Source organism: Aquitalea sp. FJL05 (assembly GCF_003852595.1).
Lineage (GTDB): Bacteria > Pseudomonadota > Gammaproteobacteria > Burkholderiales > Chromobacteriaceae > Aquitalea > Aquitalea aquatilis.
This window is the reverse complement of sequence record NZ_QAJS01000012.1, coordinates 54,786-73,637: the sequence shown is the minus strand read 5'-3', so window position 1 is coordinate 73,637 and position 18,852 is coordinate 54,786. Positions and strand designations below refer to the sequence as shown.

General features: G+C 59.6%; 19 protein-coding genes. 4 read left to right on the top strand and 15 right to left on the bottom strand.

What is annotated here, in order from left to right:
- Window positions 1-257: 257 nt before the first annotated feature.
- A complete protein-coding gene (locus tag DBR44_RS11690) occupies window positions 258-890 on the top strand; it encodes a pyrimidine 5'-nucleotidase (RefSeq protein ID WP_124644215.1) in 633 nt (210 codons plus the stop codon).
- A 27-nt stretch (window positions 891-917) separates the two neighbouring features.
- On the opposite strand, the gene DBR44_RS11685 is transcribed toward DBR44_RS11690, so the two are convergent.
- Window positions 918-1,973, bottom strand: coding sequence for a PLP-dependent cysteine synthase family protein (locus DBR44_RS11685; RefSeq protein WP_124644214.1), 1,056 nt, complete (start codon window positions 1,971-1,973; stop codon window positions 918-920).
- A gap of 103 nt (window positions 1,974-2,076) precedes the next feature.
- Complete coding sequence (locus DBR44_RS11680; RefSeq protein ID WP_124644213.1) at window positions 2,077-2,676, bottom strand: OmpW family protein; 600 nt, start codon at window positions 2,674-2,676, stop codon at window positions 2,077-2,079.
- 147 nt (window positions 2,677-2,823) lie between these two features.
- On the opposite strand from DBR44_RS11680, the gene ubiD reads away from it, so the two are divergent.
- Window positions 2,824-4,299: a 4-hydroxy-3-polyprenylbenzoate decarboxylase gene (gene ubiD / locus DBR44_RS11675; protein ID WP_124644212.1), complete on the top strand. Its 1,476-nt coding sequence runs from the start codon at window positions 2,824-2,826 to the stop codon at window positions 4,297-4,299.
- Window positions 4,300-4,379: 80 nt separating this feature from the next.
- Window positions 4,380-4,739 (top strand): 50S ribosome-binding protein YggL, encoded by a 360-nt coding sequence (locus tag DBR44_RS11670; RefSeq protein ID WP_124644211.1) that lies wholly within the window; start codon window positions 4,380-4,382, stop codon window positions 4,737-4,739.
- A gap of 74 nt (window positions 4,740-4,813) precedes the next feature.
- Here DBR44_RS11670 and DBR44_RS11665 read toward each other — a convergent pair whose 3' ends face one another.
- From DBR44_RS11665 to DBR44_RS11640, 6 genes are all read right to left on the bottom strand, one after another.
- Window positions 4,814-5,413 carry a YdcF family protein gene (locus DBR44_RS11665; protein ID WP_124644210.1) on the bottom strand — a complete coding sequence of 200 codons (600 nt, stop codon included), beginning with the start codon at window positions 5,411-5,413 and terminating at the stop codon, window positions 4,814-4,816.
- 136 nt (window positions 5,414-5,549) lie between these two features.
- Window positions 5,550-5,789, bottom strand: a complete 240-nt coding sequence (locus DBR44_RS11660) for a DUF2164 domain-containing protein (RefSeq protein ID WP_124644209.1) — start codon at window positions 5,787-5,789, stop codon at window positions 5,550-5,552.
- Between the two features lie 87 nt (window positions 5,790-5,876).
- Window positions 5,877-6,233 carry a hypothetical protein gene (locus tag DBR44_RS11655; protein ID WP_124644208.1) on the bottom strand — a complete coding sequence of 119 codons (357 nt, stop codon included), beginning with the start codon at window positions 6,231-6,233 and terminating at the stop codon, window positions 5,877-5,879.
- 144 nt (window positions 6,234-6,377) lie between these two features.
- Window positions 6,378-7,778, bottom strand: a complete 1,401-nt coding sequence (gene aspA, locus DBR44_RS11650) for an aspartate ammonia-lyase (RefSeq protein WP_124644207.1) — start codon at window positions 7,776-7,778, stop codon at window positions 6,378-6,380.
- A gap of 265 nt (window positions 7,779-8,043) precedes the next feature.
- Complete coding sequence (locus tag DBR44_RS11645) at window positions 8,044-8,805, bottom strand: histidine phosphatase family protein (RefSeq protein WP_158613602.1); 762 nt, start codon at window positions 8,803-8,805, stop codon at window positions 8,044-8,046.
- A gap of 136 nt (window positions 8,806-8,941) precedes the next feature.
- Window positions 8,942-9,853, bottom strand: coding sequence for a LysR family transcriptional regulator (locus tag DBR44_RS11640; protein ID WP_124644205.1), 912 nt, complete (start codon window positions 9,851-9,853; stop codon window positions 8,942-8,944).
- A 154-nt stretch (window positions 9,854-10,007) separates the two neighbouring features.
- On the opposite strand from DBR44_RS11640, the gene DBR44_RS11635 reads away from it, so the two are divergent.
- Complete coding sequence (locus DBR44_RS11635) at window positions 10,008-11,171, top strand: diguanylate cyclase (protein WP_124644204.1); 1,164 nt, start codon at window positions 10,008-10,010, stop codon at window positions 11,169-11,171.
- Between the two features lie 61 nt (window positions 11,172-11,232).
- Here the strand turns inward: DBR44_RS11635 and DBR44_RS11630 are convergent, their stop codons facing one another.
- The 7 genes from DBR44_RS11630 to DBR44_RS11600 form a co-directional block, all read right to left on the bottom strand.
- Window positions 11,233-13,116 (bottom strand): nucleoside-diphosphate sugar epimerase/dehydratase, encoded by a 1,884-nt coding sequence (locus tag DBR44_RS11630; protein WP_124644203.1) that lies wholly within the window; start codon window positions 13,114-13,116, stop codon window positions 11,233-11,235.
- A 21-nt stretch (window positions 13,117-13,137) separates the two neighbouring features.
- Complete coding sequence (locus tag DBR44_RS11625) at window positions 13,138-13,815, bottom strand: sugar transferase (RefSeq protein ID WP_124644202.1); 678 nt, start codon at window positions 13,813-13,815, stop codon at window positions 13,138-13,140.
- Window positions 13,812-14,975, bottom strand: a complete 1,164-nt coding sequence (locus DBR44_RS11620) for a DegT/DnrJ/EryC1/StrS aminotransferase family protein (RefSeq protein ID WP_124644201.1) — start codon at window positions 14,973-14,975, stop codon at window positions 13,812-13,814. Before DBR44_RS11620 ends, DBR44_RS11625 begins: the two co-directional genes overlap by 4 nt.
- A 201-nt stretch (window positions 14,976-15,176) precedes the next feature.
- The gene (locus DBR44_RS11615; protein ID WP_124644200.1) at window positions 15,177-16,298 is read right to left on the bottom strand and encodes an acyltransferase; all 1,122 of its coding nucleotides are present in this window, start codon (window positions 16,296-16,298) and stop codon (window positions 15,177-15,179) included.
- A gap of 7 nt (window positions 16,299-16,305) precedes the next feature.
- On the bottom strand, window positions 16,306-16,875 hold the full coding sequence (locus DBR44_RS11610; protein WP_124644199.1) for a hypothetical protein: 570 nt from the start codon (window positions 16,873-16,875) through the stop codon (window positions 16,306-16,308).
- Window positions 16,876-16,879: 4 nt separating this feature from the next.
- A complete protein-coding gene (locus tag DBR44_RS11605) occupies window positions 16,880-18,115 on the bottom strand; it encodes a glycosyltransferase family 4 protein (RefSeq protein ID WP_124644198.1) in 1,236 nt (411 codons plus the stop codon).
- A gap of 35 nt (window positions 18,116-18,150) precedes the next feature.
- The gene (locus DBR44_RS11600; protein WP_124644197.1) at window positions 18,151-18,843 is read right to left on the bottom strand and encodes a DUF1345 domain-containing protein; all 693 of its coding nucleotides are present in this window, start codon (window positions 18,841-18,843) and stop codon (window positions 18,151-18,153) included.
- Between the last annotated feature and the right edge of the window lie 9 nt (window positions 18,844-18,852).

Below are 18,852 nucleotides of genomic sequence, written 5' to 3'. Positions count from 1 at the left end.
TAAAGAGCGGTGCAGGTCGCTGCGTTTCGTTTCCGTCGCTGCGTTGTCTGCTGAGGAGGCGAACTATACCGCCGCAGCCTGTCCTCGTCAACACTGTGTGCGAAGAAAAGTGCATTATTTTGCAGAAAACAAGGCAAGTATTTGATTTTAAATAAAACAGCAAATCATTACCTAGTAGAAGAAAGATGCAAGCATTGGAAGTCTTGCACTTGGCTCATGATAATAGCCGCTTCCTAACATTTGCTTTGACCCGCCATATGTCTGTCCCCACCTGGATTTTTGATCTCGATGACACGCTGCATCAGGCGAGCCTGGGCATTTTTGCCCATATCAGTCGCATGATGAATTTGTATATGGAGCGGCATCTTGCCATGACGGAGGAGGAGGCCCGGCGGCTGAGACTGCAATACTGGCATCGTTATGGTGCAACGCTGCAGGGTTTGGTACGCCACCATGACGTGGATGCCCGGCATTTCCTGCAGGAAACACATTTGCTGGATGAGCTATATCGCTGGCTGGTATGGGAACCGGCACTGGGGACGACCTTGCGCACTTTGCCTGGCCGCAAGATCGTGCTCTCCAATGGCCCACAACACTATATAGAGGGGCTGCTGCATAGAATGCATATCCGCCACCAGTTTGCTGCCTGTTATGGCATGGAGAAAATGCGCTTCCAGCCGAAACCGGATCGGCGTGGCTTTCGCTGCATGCTGCAGGCCGAGCGACTCGATCCGGCGCGCTGCATCATGGTGGAGGATTCACTAGCCAATCTGTACGCAGCAAAATCATTGGGCATGCGTACCGTGTGGGTCAGCCGGCAATCACGCAAACCGGCGTTTGTCGATGTGCGGGTCAGCAAGCTGAGTCAGTTGCTGCGGCAACGCTGGTAGGGGTCGCCGCAGTTGATCGCAATGGATTTACCAGCGGCCTTCGAAGAAGAAACGACGATAGCGCTCTACCCATGATGCAATTTGGTGGCCATTATCTTCCAGCCACTGCGGGTTGTAGTAACTATTAAGATAGCGATTGCCATCATCGCAGATCAGCGTCACTACCGAGCCGTGCCGGCCATTACGCACCATATCGCTGACCAGTTCACACACGCCGAACAGGTTGGTGCCAGTGGAGCCACCACACTTGCGGCCCATGACCTGCTCCAGGAAATGAATAGCGGCATAGCTGGCCACATTGGGCACGCGGATGACCTTGTCGATAACGGTGGGGATGAACGATGGTTCGACGCGGGGGCGGCCAATGCCTTCAACACCGGAACCGCCTTCGCAGCGACAGTCGCTGTTGCCGCTGTAGTAACTATCGAAAAATACCGAATTTTCCGGATCGACAACGCAGATCTGCGTCGTCAGCTTCTGATAGCGTACGTAGCGACCAAATGTGGCCGATGTACCACCGGTACCTGCCCCGCAGACAATCCACTCCGGCACTGGATTCGCTTCCAGTTCCATCTGTTTGAAAATGGTATCGGCAATATTGTTGTTACCACGCCAGTCGGTGGCTCGTTCGGCATAGGTGAACTGGTCCATGTAATGGCCATTCAACTCCTGCGCCAAACGTCGGGATTCTTCATAGATGGTGGCCGGATCGTCCACCAGATGGCAACGGCCGCCATAGAATTCGATGGAACGAATCTTCTCCGCCGAGGTGCCACGCGGCATCACCGCAATAAAAGGCAGGCCCAGCAAGCGTGCGAAATAAGCTTCGGACACTGCCGTACTGCCACTGGATGCTTCGATGATGGTGGTGTTGTAGCGGATCCAGCCATTACACAAGCCGTACAGGAACAGCGAGCGCGCCAGTCGGTGCTTGAGGCTGCCGGTGGGATGGGTGGATTCGTCCTTGAAATACAGCTGGATTTGCGGCAGAGCCGGAATCTGCAGCGGTATCAGGTGGGTGTCACTAGAGCGATTGAAATCTGCCTCGATTTTACGCACTGCCGTACTAGACCAACTACTCATGCCTTATCTCCTGGATTTATAAATTTAGAATACAATATTCTATTGCCAGAAAATAAAAAAGCGCCTCGATTTCGAGGCGCTTTCTTGAGGCCAGACAAGTTGCTTAGAACTTGGTGCCGATACCGATGCCGTAAACCCACGGATTGATCTTCAGGGTGCCCAGATCGGAACCACCCATGCGAGCCTTGGTTTTGATGTCGATCTTTTTCACGTCGAAGTTGATGAACAGGTTCTTGCTGATGGCAACGTCAGCACCAACTTGAGCGGCCAGGCCCCAGCTGTTCTGATCGATGTCAACAGCCGTACCACCTACATTCAGACCGTTGCTGTAGAAGCGGGTGTAGTTCACACCAAGACCAACATACGGACGGAAGGTCGCTTCCGGCATGAAATGGTATTGCAGGGTCAGGGTCGGCGGCAGAACAGAAACCTTACCCAAAGAAGTACCGCCATTGATCGTCAGCTCGTGACGGGAAGTACCCAGAATCAGTTCAGCACCAATGTTATTGGTGATCATGTAGGTGAAGTCCAGTTCCGGCACGGTATCGGACTTCACATCGGTGTGAATGGCGGACAGGGTGCTATCAGCACTGACATCCGGATTCACGTTGATCACACGGAAACGGGCCAGGATATCGCCTTGAGCAGCGAAGGCGCTAGCGGAAATCAGACCGATGGCCGCAGCCAGAGCAAGCTTTTTCATTTGTATTCTCCAAGAGTGTAGGCAAGTTCACGGTCTTGGGCTTCTACCGTAATTGACTTTCTAATAGGTCGGCAGTAGCTTGCGACGTTCAAGCGGAGGTTAACCAAACCTTCCGGTCAAAACTTTGCTTAAGATCATGAAACAGTCATGAAATATGCCGACCTGCGGGACTTTGTTGCTCAATTGGAACAGCAAGGCGAATTGAAAAGAATCAGCCTTCCGGTTTCGCCACATCTGGAGATGACAGAGATTGGCGACCGGGTACTGAAAGCGGCTGGCCCCGCCCTGCTGTTCGAACAACCCCGGCACGATACGCAGACTTACCACATGCCGGTACTGGCCAATCTGTTTGGCACGCCCAAGCGGGTCGCCATGGGCATGGGAGCCAGCGACGTAATGCAGTTGCGTGAAATCGGCAAGACCCTGGCCTACCTGAAAGAGCCGGAACCACCCAAGGGGCTGAAGGAAGCCTGGGACAAGCTGCCACTGCTCAAGCAGGTGCTGTCCATGGCCCCCAAAGTGATCAGCAAAGCCCCTTGCCAGCAGATTGTCTGGGAGGAGGATGAGGTTGATCTGTCACGCCTGCCCATCCAGCATTGTTGGCCGGGCGATGTTGCCCCACTGATTACCTGGGGACTCACCGTTACCCGTGGGCCGAACAAGAAGCGGCAGAACCTGGGCATCTATCGCCAGCAAGTCATCGGTAAAAACCGGGTGATCATGCGCTGGCTGGCCCATCGCGGCGGTGCACTGGATTACCGTGAATTTCGCCAACAGCATCCTGACCAGCCCTATCCGGTGGCCGTGGTACTGGGCTGTGATCCGGCGACCATTCTGGGCGCAGTCACTCCGGTGCCGGATACCTTGTCCGAATACCAGTTTGCCGGGCTGTTGCGTGGCAGCCGTACCGAGTTGGTGAAGTGCATCGGCTCTGATCTGCAAGTGCCGGCGCGGGCCGAGATTGTGCTGGAAGGCCATATTCATCCTGATGACATGGCCCTGGAAGGCCCTTATGGCGACCATACCGGCTATTACAACGAGCAGGACTATTTCCCGGTATTCACCATCGACCGCATCACCATGCGCGAAAACCCGATCTACCACAGCACCTATACCGGCAAACCGCCAGATGAGCCGGCTGTGCTGGGGGTGGCGCTGAATGAGGTGTTTGTTCCCATTTTGCAAAAGCAGTTTCCGGAGATTGTTGACTTTTACCTGCCGCCGGAAGGCTGTAGCTATCGCATGGCGGTGGTCAGCATCAAAAAACAATACCCCGGCCATGCCAAGCGCGTGATGATGGGCTGCTGGAGTTTCCTGCGCCAGTTCATGTATACCAAGTTCATCATTGTGGTGGACGATGATGTGGATTGCCGCGACTGGAAGGAAGTGATGTGGGCCATCACCACCCGCATGGATCCAGTGCGCGATACCACGCTGATCGAGCATACCCCCATCGACTATCTGGACTTCGCGAGCCCGGTATCCGGCCTCGGCGGCAAGATGGGGCTGGATGCCACCAACAAGATGCCGGGAGAAACCAATCGTGAATGGGGGGTGCCCATCGTGATGGATGAAACGGTAAAACAGAAGGTCGACAGCCTCTGGCAGCAATTGGGGCTGTAACGATTGCCGCTGCAGCCGCTATTTTCCTGCCGCCCGGCAATGCCTGTTATCATCGCCACGTCTTTTTGTAAGGAGTCATCATGTCCGATCTGCACAACCCCAACTCCACCCAGCGCCTGAAGCGTCTGAACCATCGTCAGCGCAAGAAAATGCGTGTTGGCGAATACCGCGAGCTGGGTTTTCACCTGATCGCCACCATCGCCAAGGGTGTTGATACCGATGCGCTGCTGGACGACTGGCTCAACTGCATCGACGATACCGCCATCAGCTTCGGTGGCCATTTCGATGGTAATGAAAAGCTGGAAGGTGTGGTTTTCCCGGTGGGTGAAGTAGCCATTACCGAAGAAATCCGCAGCAAGCTGGTAGCCTGGCTGCAAGCACGCAGCGAAGTATCCAATGTGGAAGCCGGTGACCTGATCGATCTGTGGCATAGCGCCTGATTGTGCGGTACCGATAAAAAAACCGGCCTTGAGCCGGTTTTTTTACATCTATTCAAGCCGCCACATCCCTACGATCAGGACAGCTTGCGAAACACCCGGTAGCCGACATATAGCCAGGTTTCCCTGACCAGGAATTTGACCTTGTTGCTCCAGCTGACATAACGACTGGACTCCGTAGGAGCTGGCGCAGCAGCCATGCCCAGGTCATGTGCCATCAGTACTGCGCGCCGCATATGCAGTGGATCGCTCACCAGCAGAAAGGAGCGTATGCCAAACGGTGCCGCCAGTTTGTGGGCGTTTTCCAGATTCTGCCAAGTGGTGCGCGACTCGTTTTCCGCCAGCATGGCGGTCATCGGCACCCCCTGGCGCAAGGCGAACTCGCGGCCGACATCGGCCTCGGTGGGATAGCCGGGCTCCGGAGTACCTCCGGTAAACACAATCCAGCGCACCCGGCCTTGCTTGTAAAGCGTCACCGCGTGGTTGATGCGCTCGCGCAGCACGGGCGAAGGCTTGCTGCCCCAGGCCGCGGCACCCAGTACCAGTGCGGCATCAGCCGGCTGCGTGGCGGGCTCATCGGCATAACGGGCAATGCCCCAGGCCATGTAGCCAAAGCCCAGCAGCACCAGCAGCACGGCCAGCAAGAAACCTTTGAGCATCAGACGCAGATAAAGCATGAACCTTGGGCGCAGGAGGAGGGAAAGCCTGATTGTAACGCCGTTGGCCTAGGGATGGCAGCCATTGGCTACCAGGCAAGCGGCAGTCGCGGACGGGACAGGAGCCGTCGCAGGCCTGAAAACAGCTGCAACCGACCTATTTTTCCAGTTCCCAGATGGCAGCCTGCAGTGACTCCATACGGCTGCTCAATGCCTGCTGCGCATCGTCCAGCGCCTTGTTATAGATCTGCCGGCCTATCTTGGCGGCGACAAAATCCAGCAGGAACTGGGCATCAAACTGGCCGACGTCAAGATTCAGCTGGGTGGCCAGATAATCTTGCAGCTCGGGAGCCAATTGTTGCAGTTGCTGCTGGCTGAGCATGGATTGGCTGGACATGGCGGGACTCTCTGAATGCGTAAAGAGCGGCATTGTGCCCTGCCCAGCAGCGACTGCAAAGCCATTCGCACCGCCACGGCCGCACAATCAGCGCGACAGGGCGCGCCCGATATCGACCAGGCCGTGCAGGCAGGCCTCGCCGGTACGCTGCTGCAAGCGCTGCCCCAGGGTATACAGCTGGCAGGGGTCGTGTTGTGGCGCAGGCAACTGGCTGCACAGCTGCAATTGCACCTCGCCATGGTCATGCAGCAGGGTGATGGCATCAGAACAGGAACGGCGTAGCAAGCGGGACAGCTTGTCCGGCAAGGGCGCCGGGCTGCACAACACGTGACCGGTATGGAAGGTGGCCGCACGCAATACTTCTTGCTGGCAACGCCATTGCGCGCTGAAGCTGCTTAGCCAGCGGGGGCTGTTCTCCAGCCACCAGATGAGGGCTTGTGTCATGTTCCACTCCTTTTTGTGCAATGCACAATACACTTATACATCCAGCCCTCCCTCGGCACAAGCCAGCAAAAAAAAATGGCCGGGTAAATACCCGGCCAACACAGGAAAGTCGGTACCGGACAAGTACCGACAGCAGAACACCTTTTAAGACAAGCAGCGCGGCTGGGTCAGGGCTTCCGGCTGCAATGCCTCATCCAGTTGGGCGCGCTGCATCAGCCCGCGCTCCAGCACGATATCGTAGACACTGCCACCGGTAGCGTGCGCTTCGGCAGCCACGGCGGTAGCTGCGGCGTAACCGATGATGGGATTGAGTGCGGTCACCAAGCCAATAGAGTTGAGTACGTCTGCGCGCAGCTTGGCTTCGTTGGCGGTAATGCCCTTGACGCAATGCTCGGTGAGCGTGGTGCAGGCATTGGCCAGATGGCGCACGCTGCGGAACATGCTATAGGCGATGACCGGCTCGAAAGCATTCAGCTGCAGCTGGCCACCTTCCGCGGCCATGGTGATGGTCATGTCGTTGCCGATGACTTCAAAGGCCACCTGGTTGACCACTTCCGGAATCACCGGATTGACCTTGCCCGGCATGATGGACGAGCCTGCCTGACGGGCCGGCAGATTGATGTCGCCAATGCCAGCGCGCGGCCCGGAGGACAGCAGGCGCAAGTCGTTGCAGGTTTTGGACAGTTTGACCGCCACACGCTTGAGCACACCGGACAGCTGCACAAAAGCGCCGCAGTCCTGGGTGGCTTCGATCAGATTGGGCGCGGTCATCAGCTTGAGGCCGGTCAGTTCGGACAGGTGCAGGCACACCAGCCGGGCGTAATCCGGGTGGGCAGTGATGCCGGTGCCGATGGCAGTGGCACCCAGATTGATTTCCAGCATCAGCGCACGGGCTTCGCTCAGGCGCTGCTCATCTTCACCCAGCATCACAGCATAGGTCTGGAACTCTTGTCCCAGCGTCATCGGTACTGCGTCTTGCAGCTGGGTCCGGCCCATCTTCAAGACATTTTTGAATTCATCCGCCTTGGCCGCAAAGGCTTCGCGCAACACGAACATGGTGCGTTGCAGGCGCAGTACACCCCAGTAAGTGGCCAGGCGCAGCGCGGTGGGATACACGTCATTGGTACTCTGACTCATGTTGACGTGTTCGTTGGGATGCAGCTTGTCGTATTCGCCCTTGGCATGGCCCAACAGCTCCAGCGCGCGGTTGGCGATGACTTCATTGGCATTCATATTGGTGGAAGTCCCTGCCCCACCTTGAATCACATCCACCACGAACTGCTCGTGCAGCTTGCCATCCACCAGTTCGTCGCAGGCATCGACAATAGCCTGGGCGCGTACACCATCCAGCAGCCCCAGATCACGATTGGCCTGGGCAGCCGCTTTCTTGATCTGCGCCAGTGCGATGATCAGGTCGCCATAGCTGGCAATGGTCTGACCGGTAATGGGGAAGTTTTCCACCGCGCGCAGGGTGTGGACACCCCAGTAGGCAGCAGCCGGAACGGCGCGATCGCCAAGCAGGTCGTGTTCGATACGTGTGGACATGCAGAAACCCTTGTCGATGGTCTCCGCCAGCGCGGAGTGATGGGGGCAGACTGTAGGCTGCCAGCCAGCGGCTTGGCCAATTCCGATTCGCAATCAGTCCATGCAAATTTTGCATAACCATGGAAAATACCCGGCCAGAGTGCGGGCTGGCCAGCCAAAACAGCAGGTCCACCAGCTGGGTGGCGGGCGTTTTGCTCAGACAGGGCTGCCCGTAATACGGCTTGGTATATCGCGGGAGCAGCCCTCGCAGGAACTGACGCAGGCTTCAGCGTGCTTGCTGATAGCTGACATCGCCGGCGTTGAGCAGCTGGTACTGGCCATTCTGATAGCGCAGCAGGGTGATGCTGCTATTGGGAATATCGGTGTTCTTGGCCTGACCGGGCACAAAGATATCGAGGATGCTGAGAATGGCACCACCATGGCTGACCAGCAGCACATTGCCGCCACCCGCCGCCACGGCCTTGCTCACGACATCCTGCATGCCGGCACGCAGTCGCGCTTCGATCTGCGGATAGGTTTCCGCCCAGCCACGCGGGTCGTTATCGTGAATGGCCTGTGCAATGGCCCGATCATTCATCTTGTGGGTAAAGGCAGTCCAGTTGCCCCAGCCAGGATCGAACACCATGCCCTGCTGGCGGAACAAGGGTGTCCACATTTCGGCATCCGGCCGGCCTTCAAAACTGCCATAGTTCCATTCGCGGAAGCGCTCGTCTTCCTGCAAGGACAAGCCCTTACGCTGGCCTTGCGCCAGTACGATTCTGGCAGTGGCACGCGCCCGCCCCAGATCGCTGCTGTAGGCCGCAATGAAGGGCGTGCTGGCCAGTCCTCTGGCGGCGGCCTCCGCGCCCTTGATGCCTGCCGCGGTCAGCGGCGTGTCCGACCAGCCCTGCACCTGACTGGTGGTATTGAACAGCGTTTTGCCGTGGCGCAATAAATAGATGTCCACTACCGGTCCGCTGGCATTGCTGGGGGCGGCCAGCGCGGCCGGCCCCGACAGTACTGCCAGGCAGCACAGTATCCATTGCATAACTTTCCTGCATTTCATCTCGGCCTCTCCAGTGTTGAGCAACATCAGGGTTGGCCATGCTAGGAAAATATTCAGCCGGCAGCAGCAGGCAAGCGCCTAAAAGCGGGTGGGTTTCGTCCCGATCAATGGGGCCAATTCAGACCGGATCGGCACTGGCGGCCAGGTAATCCCAGAAGGCGTCCAGCTCGGGCCGGCTGCGCTTCTTGTCGCGGTACAGCCTCACCTCCATATCCACGCTCCAGCCCTGGTCCGCCGCCAGCACCAGCTGGCGCGAACGCAATTCGCGCTGAACCGAGCTGGTGGGCAAAAACGCCACGCCATGCCCTTCCAGCACCATGTTTTTCAGACCTTCCGCCATATCGGTTTCATAGCGTAGCGACAGGAAAGTGGGCTCCGGGGCCGCTTCCAGAATCAGGTCGGTCATCAGGCGGAAATAGGCATTACTGGCATAGCCCAGAAAGGGCAGTGGCTGGGCGGCGCTGCCGGGCAAGGCATGGCGCGGGCTGCGATCCGGCTTGCTGCGCACATAGGGACGCAACGATTCCACTCCCAAGCGCAAGCCGCTATAGCGTGGATCAGCCAAATCTACCGGCTGCTTGGGGTGGTGATAGCACATCAGCAGGTCACAGCCGCCCTCAACAAATGCCAGCAGCGCATCATGCACATTGCTGGCTTGCAGGCGGCAGGACAGCGAACCAAACCCCTGCTCCACCCTGCTTAGCCACTTGGGAAAAAACGAGAAGGACAGCGTATGCGGCACGGCCAGGCTGAGCGTGCCGGCCGGCAACGGTTGCAGGCCGCGCAGTTGGGCGCGGGTGCTGTTGATCTGCCCCAGCATCAGCACCGCCTGTTCGCGCAGCAGCTCGCCAGCCGTGGTGAGTTTCGTTGGATAAGTGGTGCGGTCGATCAGATCGGCACCAAACCAGCTTTCCAGCGACTTGATGCGACGGGAGAATGCCGGCTGGGTAAGGTGGCGTACCTCGGCCGAACGGGTAAAACTGCCGGTGTCGGCGAGTACCAGAAAATCTTCCAGCCAGCGGGTTTCCAAATGGCAGCCCTCCTTCGCCTTGTAACATTAAATATTATTTAAAATCAGCCAGCTATTCAGAATGTTCGCGACTAATTTCCGCATGATTTGATATTTTACAAGGTCGGAGAGCACATTGCCCCTACAATGCTGCAAACTCAAAACTTGTCTGACAATGAGAATCACACACACCATCTGGCGGCGGATTCTTGGCCTGCTGCCCGGCGAGATCGCCAGTAATGAAACCAGCTGGCTGTTGAGCCCACACCAGCACATGCCCTTGTTGGAGCAACGCCGCGCGCTGATGCTGGTCAATCGCGTGCGTCTGTTCGCCCTGCTGTTTGCCCTGCTCACCCCTTTGTGGATCGTGGTGGATGTCATGACCCTGCCATCCGGGCTATGGCAGATGCTGGCCACCATGCGGGTGCTGGCCACCCTGGCCTTTGTGGCGCTGGTCTTGTGGTGTCCGCAGGATGGTCAGCTATCCGGGGCCTATCGCGGCATGGCGGTATTGTTTGCCATCCCCACGCTGTTTTATATCGGCTCGCACCAGCTGATGACGCAATACCACCTGGAAGGGGTATCGGCGGCCATTGGCACGGGTTATGCCTTTCTGCCCTTTGTCTTGCTGGCGGCCTTTTCCATTTTTCCGCTCACCCTGATCGAGAATCTGGCCTTTGCCACACCGGTCTTGCTGGCTTATGCCATCGCCTGGTCGCTGGACTGGTCGGTCGCCAGCTGGCCTTCCTTCGGGGGTGAATTCTGGCTGCTGTCGCTGCTGGCGAGTGTTTCCTCACTGGCCAGCATCAGCCAGCTGGCCTTTATCATCGCCCTGGTAGGCCAGACCATCCGCGATCCGCTGACCACCGCCTTCTCGCGCCGTAGCGGTATCGAGATGCTGGAACTGCAACTGGTCAATGCCGAGCGCAACCAGATGCCGCTGGCCATCGCCTTTATCGACATTGACCACTTCAAGAGCATCAACGACCAGTTTGGTCATGCCGCTGGCGACAAAACCCTGAAACAGCTGGTGCAAAAAACACTGTCCTGTGTGCGGCGTGGCGATGTGCTGGTGCGTTGGGGTGGTGAAGAGTTTCTGCTGTTGATGCCCAATACCGACATGATCCAGGCCAGGCTGGCGCTGGACCGGCTGCGCCAGCAGGGGCTGGGCCAGCGGCCGGATGGCACGGCGCTGACCGCCAGCATCGGCCTGGCCGAGCGGCTGGCAGACAAATGCAATGTCCGCCGCCAGCTGGTGGAGCTGGCCGATGCCCGCATGTATCAAGCCAAACAGCTGGGGCGTGACCGGGTGATCAGCGACGGACTCCCGACAGCCTGACAGCCTGTTCGCGATCCAGCGAACGAAGGGGCAGACAAGGCGAAAGGGCGTAAACCGGTTCTCAGCCCTGCTGCAACACCACCCAGTCCTGGGTCGCCGGGCTGGCCCGGAATTCATGTACAACCTGCTGCATCAAGGCAAAGGCGCTGGCGGCGTCCAGTTGCTGGCAGGCCTGTGCCAGCTGCTGCATGAATTGCGCCAGTTCCGGCGCGGACAGATGGTATTCCTGCGCCCGCAGGATGCGCGGATGATCGGTGGGCAGCACGTTGTCGCCAATCAGCAGTTCTTCGTACAGCTTCTCGCCCGGACGCAAACCGGAAAAGCGGATTTCGATGTCGCCGTTCGGGTGCTTGTCATCACGCACCTCCAATCCGGACAAATGCACCATGCGCCGCGCCAGATCGGCAATCTTCACCGGCTCGCCCATATCCAGCACGAACACATCACCGCCCTCGCCCATGGCCCCGGCCTGGATCACCAGCTGGGCGGCTTCTGGAATGGTCATGAAGTAACGGGTGATGTCCGGATGGGTGACAGTCACCGGGCCACCGGCCTGAATCTGCTTCTTGAACAAGGGCACCACCGAGCCGGAACTGCCCAGCACATTGCCAAAACGCACCATGACAAAGCGGGTGCTGCTGCCACGGGCATGGCGGCCCTGCAAGGTCAGTTCGGCCAGGCGCTTGGTGGCACCCATCACATTGGTGGGACGCACCGCCTTGTCGGTGGAAATCAGCACAAAGGTATCCACACCGCAATCTTCCGCCGCCTGCGCCGTGGTGTCGGTACCGAAGGCATTGTTGAGGATACCGGCTACCGGATTGTGTTCCACCATCGGCACGTGTTTGTACGCGGCGGCGTGATAAACCGTTTCCACCTGGAAGGCGCGCATAATCTGACACAGCCGGGCATGGTCGGTGGCCGACCCCAGTACCGGCGTGCGCGGGATGGACGGTGCCAGCTGCGACAACTCGTGGTCGATGGCGTAGAGGGCGAACTCGGTCAGCTCGAACAGCACGATGCGCGCCGGATTGTTGCGGGCGATCTGCCGCACCAGCTCGGAGCCGATGGAGCCGCCGGCACCGGTCACCATCACCACCCGGCCCTGGATATTGCGCGCCAGCAGCTCGGGGCTGGGCGGCACCGGGTCACGGCCCAGCAGGTCTTCGATTTCCACTTCCTTCAGCTCTTCCACCCGCGCTTCGCCGGACACCAGATCCGCCATGCCGGGCAGGCGCTTGATGGGAATGCGCAGATGCTCCAGCGATTCCAGAATCTCGCGCTGGCGGCCACGGCTGACCGAGGGCATGGCCAGCAGGATGCAGCTGGCGGCCGTGTCTTCGATCAGCAGCGGCAGGTCGGTGGGGGCATGCACGCTGAGGCCGCGGTAGGTGCGTTTCCAGCATTCCGGATTGTCATCGACAAAGGCCATCGGCCGGTATTCCTTGCCCGCCTGCAAGGCCAGCAGCAGTTGTACCCCGGCCTGCCCGGCACCATAGATGATGACGTGTTCGCGCGGGGCATCCACCGAATCGATACGCCGCACCAGGCCGCGCAGCACAAAGCGGCTGCCACCGATATAGGCCATGGCGAACATCCAGAAGATGATGATGGACGAGCGCGGAAACGGCGCAATACGCGCCATCACGATCACCGCCGTCAGCACCAGCACCGCCAGGCTCACCCCGGTAAACACGGTGTAGACGATCTTGTCGTCCAGATACTTCAGCACCGCGCGATACAGGCCCAGTTTGACGAAGATGGGAATCACCCACAGCGGCGGCACGATGAAGATCCACAGATACGGGTCCAGCTTCGGGTCCCAGTAGCCGCCCAGGCGCAGCACCACGGCACTCCACAGGGCCAATGGCAGCAACAGGGCATCCATCAGCGCCAACAGCGCCATCTTGTTGTGACGGGAAAAGGTCAGCAGTTTGTCTAGCATGTCGTTTGGCTTTCGCGCCGGTCAGCGCAGCACGATTTTCAGCAAGGTGGCAAAGATGATGCGGATATCTTCCAGCAGGCTGTGGGTTTGCGCATAGCGCACGTAGTAGCCCAGCTTTTCCGGCAGTACCTGTTCGATATAGGCCTGCTCCGGATCGGCGGCACGACCGAGGATTTCATTTTCGTCGATCATGCGGATGGAGGCCCAGTCGGTGATGCCGGGGCGCACCGATAGCACGATGTCGCGCACATCCTCCGGGTAATGTGCCACGTACTTGGGCACTTCCGGGCGCGGGCCAACCAGGCTCATGTCGCCGAACAGCACGTCCAGCAATTGCGGCAGTTCATCCAGCTTGCTCTTGCGCAGAAAACGCCCGGCCCCGGTGACGCGGCTGTCCGCCCCCACGGTGAGCTGGCCTTGCACCTCGGTATTCACCTGCATGGTACGGAACTTGTGAATGCGGAACAGCAGGCCGCCGCGTCCTACCCGCACCTGGCGGAAAAACACCGGGCCGGGTGAGTCCAGCTTGATCCACAAGGCGACCAGCAGCAGCGGCAGCGCCAGCAGCAGCAGGCCGGCACTGGCCGCGATCAGGTCGAACAAGCGCTTGAGCAGCGGCGAACCTGCACCCGGCGGGCGGCAGCACGGCGGCAGCAAGGCCGGGGACTGGCCCAGCCCGGAGTCACGCGGCTGGCTCATGCGCCCAGAATCTCGCGAACCGCAGCGATCACGCGGGTCTGATCGTCCTCGTTCATGCGGGTGTACAGCGGCAGGGTGACTTCGGCCTCGAAGGCGGCATCAGCCACCGGGAAGGCACTGCGCGCCAATTGGTAGCCATCACGCCATACCGGCTGGCGGTGCAGCGGAATGAAGTGCACCGAGCAGCCAATGCCCTTCTCGGCCATGCGCAGGATGAAGTCGTCGCGGCTGATGCCGGCCTCCGGCTTGATACGCACCGGATACAGATGCCAGGCATGCTGGCCGGCGGCATCGGCCGGACGCGCTGGCAGGATCAGCGGCAGGTCGGCCAGTTCACGGTCGAAACGGGCGGCCATCAACTCACGCTTTTGCTGGAAGCCGGCAATTTTCTTCAACTGGTGAATGCCCATGGCCGCGGCGGTGTCCGGCATATTGTATTTGAAGCCGGGGGCGACCACTTCGTAGAACCAGGCCGGGGTCTTGGACACATAGCGGTCGAAGGCATCGCGGCTGATGCCGTGCAGACGCATGATCTTGCAGCGGGCGATGAGGTCCTTGTTCTTCGACACCACCATGCCACCCTCGCCGGTGGTCATGGTCTTGTTGGCGTAGAAGCTGAACACGGTGACATCCGAATCCAGCGTGCCGATCAGCTTGCCCTTGTAACGGGTGGGCAGCGCATGGGCGGCGTCTTCCACCACCTTCAGGCCGTGTTCGCGGGCGATGGCCAGAATCTCGTCCATCTCGCAGGCAAGGCCGGCAAAGTGTACTGGCATGATGGCGCGGGTTTTCGGCGTGATGGCAGCACGGATGGCAGCCGGGCTGATATTGAAGCTGGCCGGGTCCACATCGACACAGACCGGATCCGCCCCCAGATAACGCACCACTTCGGCGGTGGCGGTAAAGGTGTAGCTGGGGACAATCACTTCGTCACCGGGCTGGATGCCGATGGCTTCCAGCGCCAGATGCAGGCCGGCGGTGGCGGAGTTCACCGCAATGGCTTCCACGCCTTCGCCGATGAAGGCGGCAAAGTCGGCTTCGAACTGCTTGGTCTTGGGCCCAGTAGTCACCCAGCCGGAACGCAGGGCATCCACCACTTCATTGATTTCTTCTTCGCCGATATCCGGCAGGGCAAAGGGCAGGAATTTCTGTTCGCTCATTTTCGTCATCTTCAATAGGCGTCGTTGTTCATGGCTGGCAGCCGACGCATGGTTGCCAGTCGCGTATTCGGTCTTGTCAGCTACGCTTAGAGCGGCTAACAAAATAGCGTAGCGTCCCTGGGGCAAGGCGCGCCGCCGCAGACAGTACAATGAGTACGGCAAGGCGGCGCAACGCAGCAGCAGGGTTTTTGTTAGCTGCGCTTACTGGCGCGCCAGCTTGTCCGTGGCTGGCTTGTCTTTCAATGCATCGGCGGCGCGCTTGCCCAGCTTTTGCGTGGGCAGCTCCACCCAGCGGTTGATAGCCAACGCCAGGCACCAGGTCATGGCGGTGGCAGCTGCCACCAGCAGCCACCACGGCAGATTGTACTCAGCCAGCACTTCCATCAGCACATAGCCGGCATTGGAATGACACACATACCAGGCGTAACTGACGGCGGCGATACGCGCCAGCCAGGGATGGGTCCACAAGCCCGGGCGCACTACCCCCAGTACAAACAGGCTGATGCCGATCAGGTAGCTGCCGTACAGCTCCGCCGACGGCCAGTTGGTGACCCACACAAACATGGCCAACAGGCCGACAAAATGCAGCACGGTTTCCAGCTTGCCGGCCTGGCCGGTGAGATAGAAATAACACCAGCAACCGGCAAACATCAGCGGGAAATAGCACACCACCGAGGCCAGGAAATACTGGTCATAGGCCCAGAAGTGGGCCAGCTGGCCGTGCAGGCCCTGTGCATTCGGGCCACGACACAGCATGGCCACCAAGGGCAGCAGCAGCCAGATCGCCCATTTGATCCGCCGCCCGGTCAGCGCAAAGGCCGTACCCAGCAAGGCGTAAAACCACAGTTCTACCTTCAGCGTCCACATCACCGGGTCGATATTGCGTCCGCCCAGCATGTCCTGAAAGGCGATGCTGACATGGCCGATGACATCGCGCCGGGTGATATCGAATTCGTTATCCGCCAGCCAGGCGGCAATCCACAACGCCACGAGCGTCACCGCCAGCCCGGCCCAGTAGGTGGGATAAATACGGAATACCCGCGACACGGCAAAGCGCAGCCCGCCCATGCGGGTGAGCGACAAGGGAATCAGCAGGCCGGAAATCAGCAGGAACAAGCCCACCCCCACTGCGCCCAGATTGAAGGGCAGTACAAAGGATGCCCCGGCATAGCCTTCCAGCGGCTCCATATTCAGAATGTCGCTGATGCGTTCGCGGTGCTGCCAGAAGGTCTGGGTGAAATGAAACAAGATCACGCACAGGATGGCCACGCCGCGCAGGCCATCGGCAAAATCAAAACGGATATGCTGCTTGTTGCTACTCATCCCGCACTCACCTGTCTTCCGGCGTCACATTACGCCGGTCATGAAGGTTAAAACCGCTATTATCCTCGCCGTTAGGACAGGTTTGCACGGTTTTTTGTCTCTGTTCTGCCTGCTCAAACGACTGCTGCAAATCAAACTGCGCCGGATTGGCCGTGAAGACATCAGCCGGCGGAGCCTGCACCCGCTCACGGCGACGGCGCAGCTGCTTGACCAGCATTTCCAGCAAGGTAAGCGGCAAAAACAGCAACACCAACACGATCCAGCCCAGTCCATGCCAGTGCGCCAGCAGCTTCAGCCACTCCGGTGCGGGCTGACCGCCGCCGCCATGCTTGTCCCAGTAGAACATGGCACCGCAGAACAGGCCGAACCAGCCGGCCAGCAAGGCCGTCTGCAGGCGGCCCCATTGCCACCAGCTGGCCAGCGCGTAACAGCCCAGATACACCGCCAGCAGTGCCAAGGCCCACAGCGGGCCGGCATCCAGCAGCATGGCCAGCAGCACCATGCTGCAGAAGAACACGGCGACCCAGACCGCCAGCTTCAACCCCAGACGCAGCAGTTTTCCCAGCAGGCGCAACATGGCATCAACCCTTGCGCAATACCGCTTGCAGGAAACGCTGCGCCAGCACGCGGTAGTCGTGATGGGCCAGCACATACTGCCGCCCCGCCGCGCCCATGCGGCCACGCTCGTTGGGCGTCAACGCTGCCATGCGGCGTACCGCCCCGGCGATGGCAGCCGGGTCTTCCGCGCCAACGCTGATCCCCGCCCCGGCTTCCTTGACCATGTCATTGCCAGCTTCCACCGAATGGATCACCGGCTTGCCGGCCATCAGGTAGTCAAACAACTTGTTGGGGTTGATGCCGAAGCGGTAGATGGGCAGCTTGCGCCAGCCGATGAACAGGCTGTCCATTTGCGCGAGGAAGGCTGGCACCGCCCGCTTGGGAATGCTGGGCAGGAACAAGACATTGGACAAGCCCATCGCCGCAGCCTTTTCCACCAGCGCGGCCTTGTCCGGGCCATCGCCCACCAGCACGAAGCTGACCGGCGTGTCCTGCAATTGCGCGGCGGCCTCCAGCAGGAAATCCAGCGCATTGGCCAGACCATGCCCGCCGGCATAGCCGATGAGGAAACGCCCGTCGGCCTTCAGTTGCGCCAGCACCGCCAGGTGTTCGATCGACAACTGGCTGTTTGCGCCCTGCCATTCGGCCACATCCACGCCATTGGGCACCACATGGTATTTTTCCGCCGCCATGCCGTGCTCCATCATGTAGTCACGGGCGCAGGGCAGCATGGAAATGACGGTATCGGCCTTGCGGTAGCCAAAGTCCTCGGCCCATTGCATCAGGCGGATGAAAGGGTGTTTCTTCGACATGCCGCCCACCTCCACCGGCGTCAGCGGCCACAGGTCGTGCACCTCGTACACCAGCCGCGCACCGGTCTTGCCGGCAATGAAGGCGGCGGGAATGGTATCCAGCGGATAGGTGGACGAAGCAATCACCACGTCCGGCTTCCATTCTTTCAGGTAGCGTCCGGACAGGCCCATGACCTTGCCCAGAAAGCTGAAGATGTTGATCACCCGCTTCAGGCCATTGCCCGGATAGGCCGGAGTCTTGCACCAGGTATAGCGGATGCCGTCGATGTCTTCGTCCTGATACTTGCTGGTCAAGCGCGGATTGGTCTGGCGCAGATGCGAGGTATCGGCCGCCAGCATGTTCACTTCATGGCCGGCCCTCACCCATTCGCGCGCCAGGTAATAGGGGCGGAATTCCATGCCGTGGCGCGGGCTGCCGGCATAGTGATTGATATAGAGAATGCGCACGCTGCTGCTTTTCCGAAAAGGTTAGGGTCCGCCTGTCAGAACAGGCCGGCGGCGATGTTGATCATCATCGCCAGCACGGTGGTATTGAACAGGAAGGACAAAATGCAATGCACGGAGCCGATGCGGCGCATGGCCCGTGAGCTGAAACTGATGTCGGCGGTCTGGCCCGAGGTGCCGATCACCGCCGCAAAATAAAAGAAATCGCTGTAATTGGGTTCTTCCTCACCGGGGAATTCCAGCCCCGGCTTGCCGCAGCGGAACAGCGCCACGTAATACTGGTGGGCGTAATGCAGGGCAAACATCATCTGGGTGAACAGCCAGCTGGTAAAGATGGTGAGCACCGACAGGCCGATATGCAGGCCACGGCTGCTGCCGTGCAGGTCTTTCGCCACCGATAGCTCCGCCACAATGGACAACAGGCACACCACGGCCGCCAGCACCACCAGTGCCAGAATCGCCATCTCGCCCTCATCCTGCCGCGCCGCCCGGTGGCGGATCTGCTCGGCATCGGCCCCGTGCATCATGTGCAGCGCCAGCAGCAGATACAGGCCGGCCCCGGCATTCCAGCCCATTACATAGGCAGTCAGTGTGCGCATGGGGGTGAACATGGCCAGCGCCTGCGCCACCGCCAGGCCAAACACGATGGCGACAAACAGCCGCGGCCGGGTGCGGATGAGATGGCTCAGGTGAGCCAGCGGGCCGTGATGATGGCGGGTGGGTTTGTCCATATAGCGTCT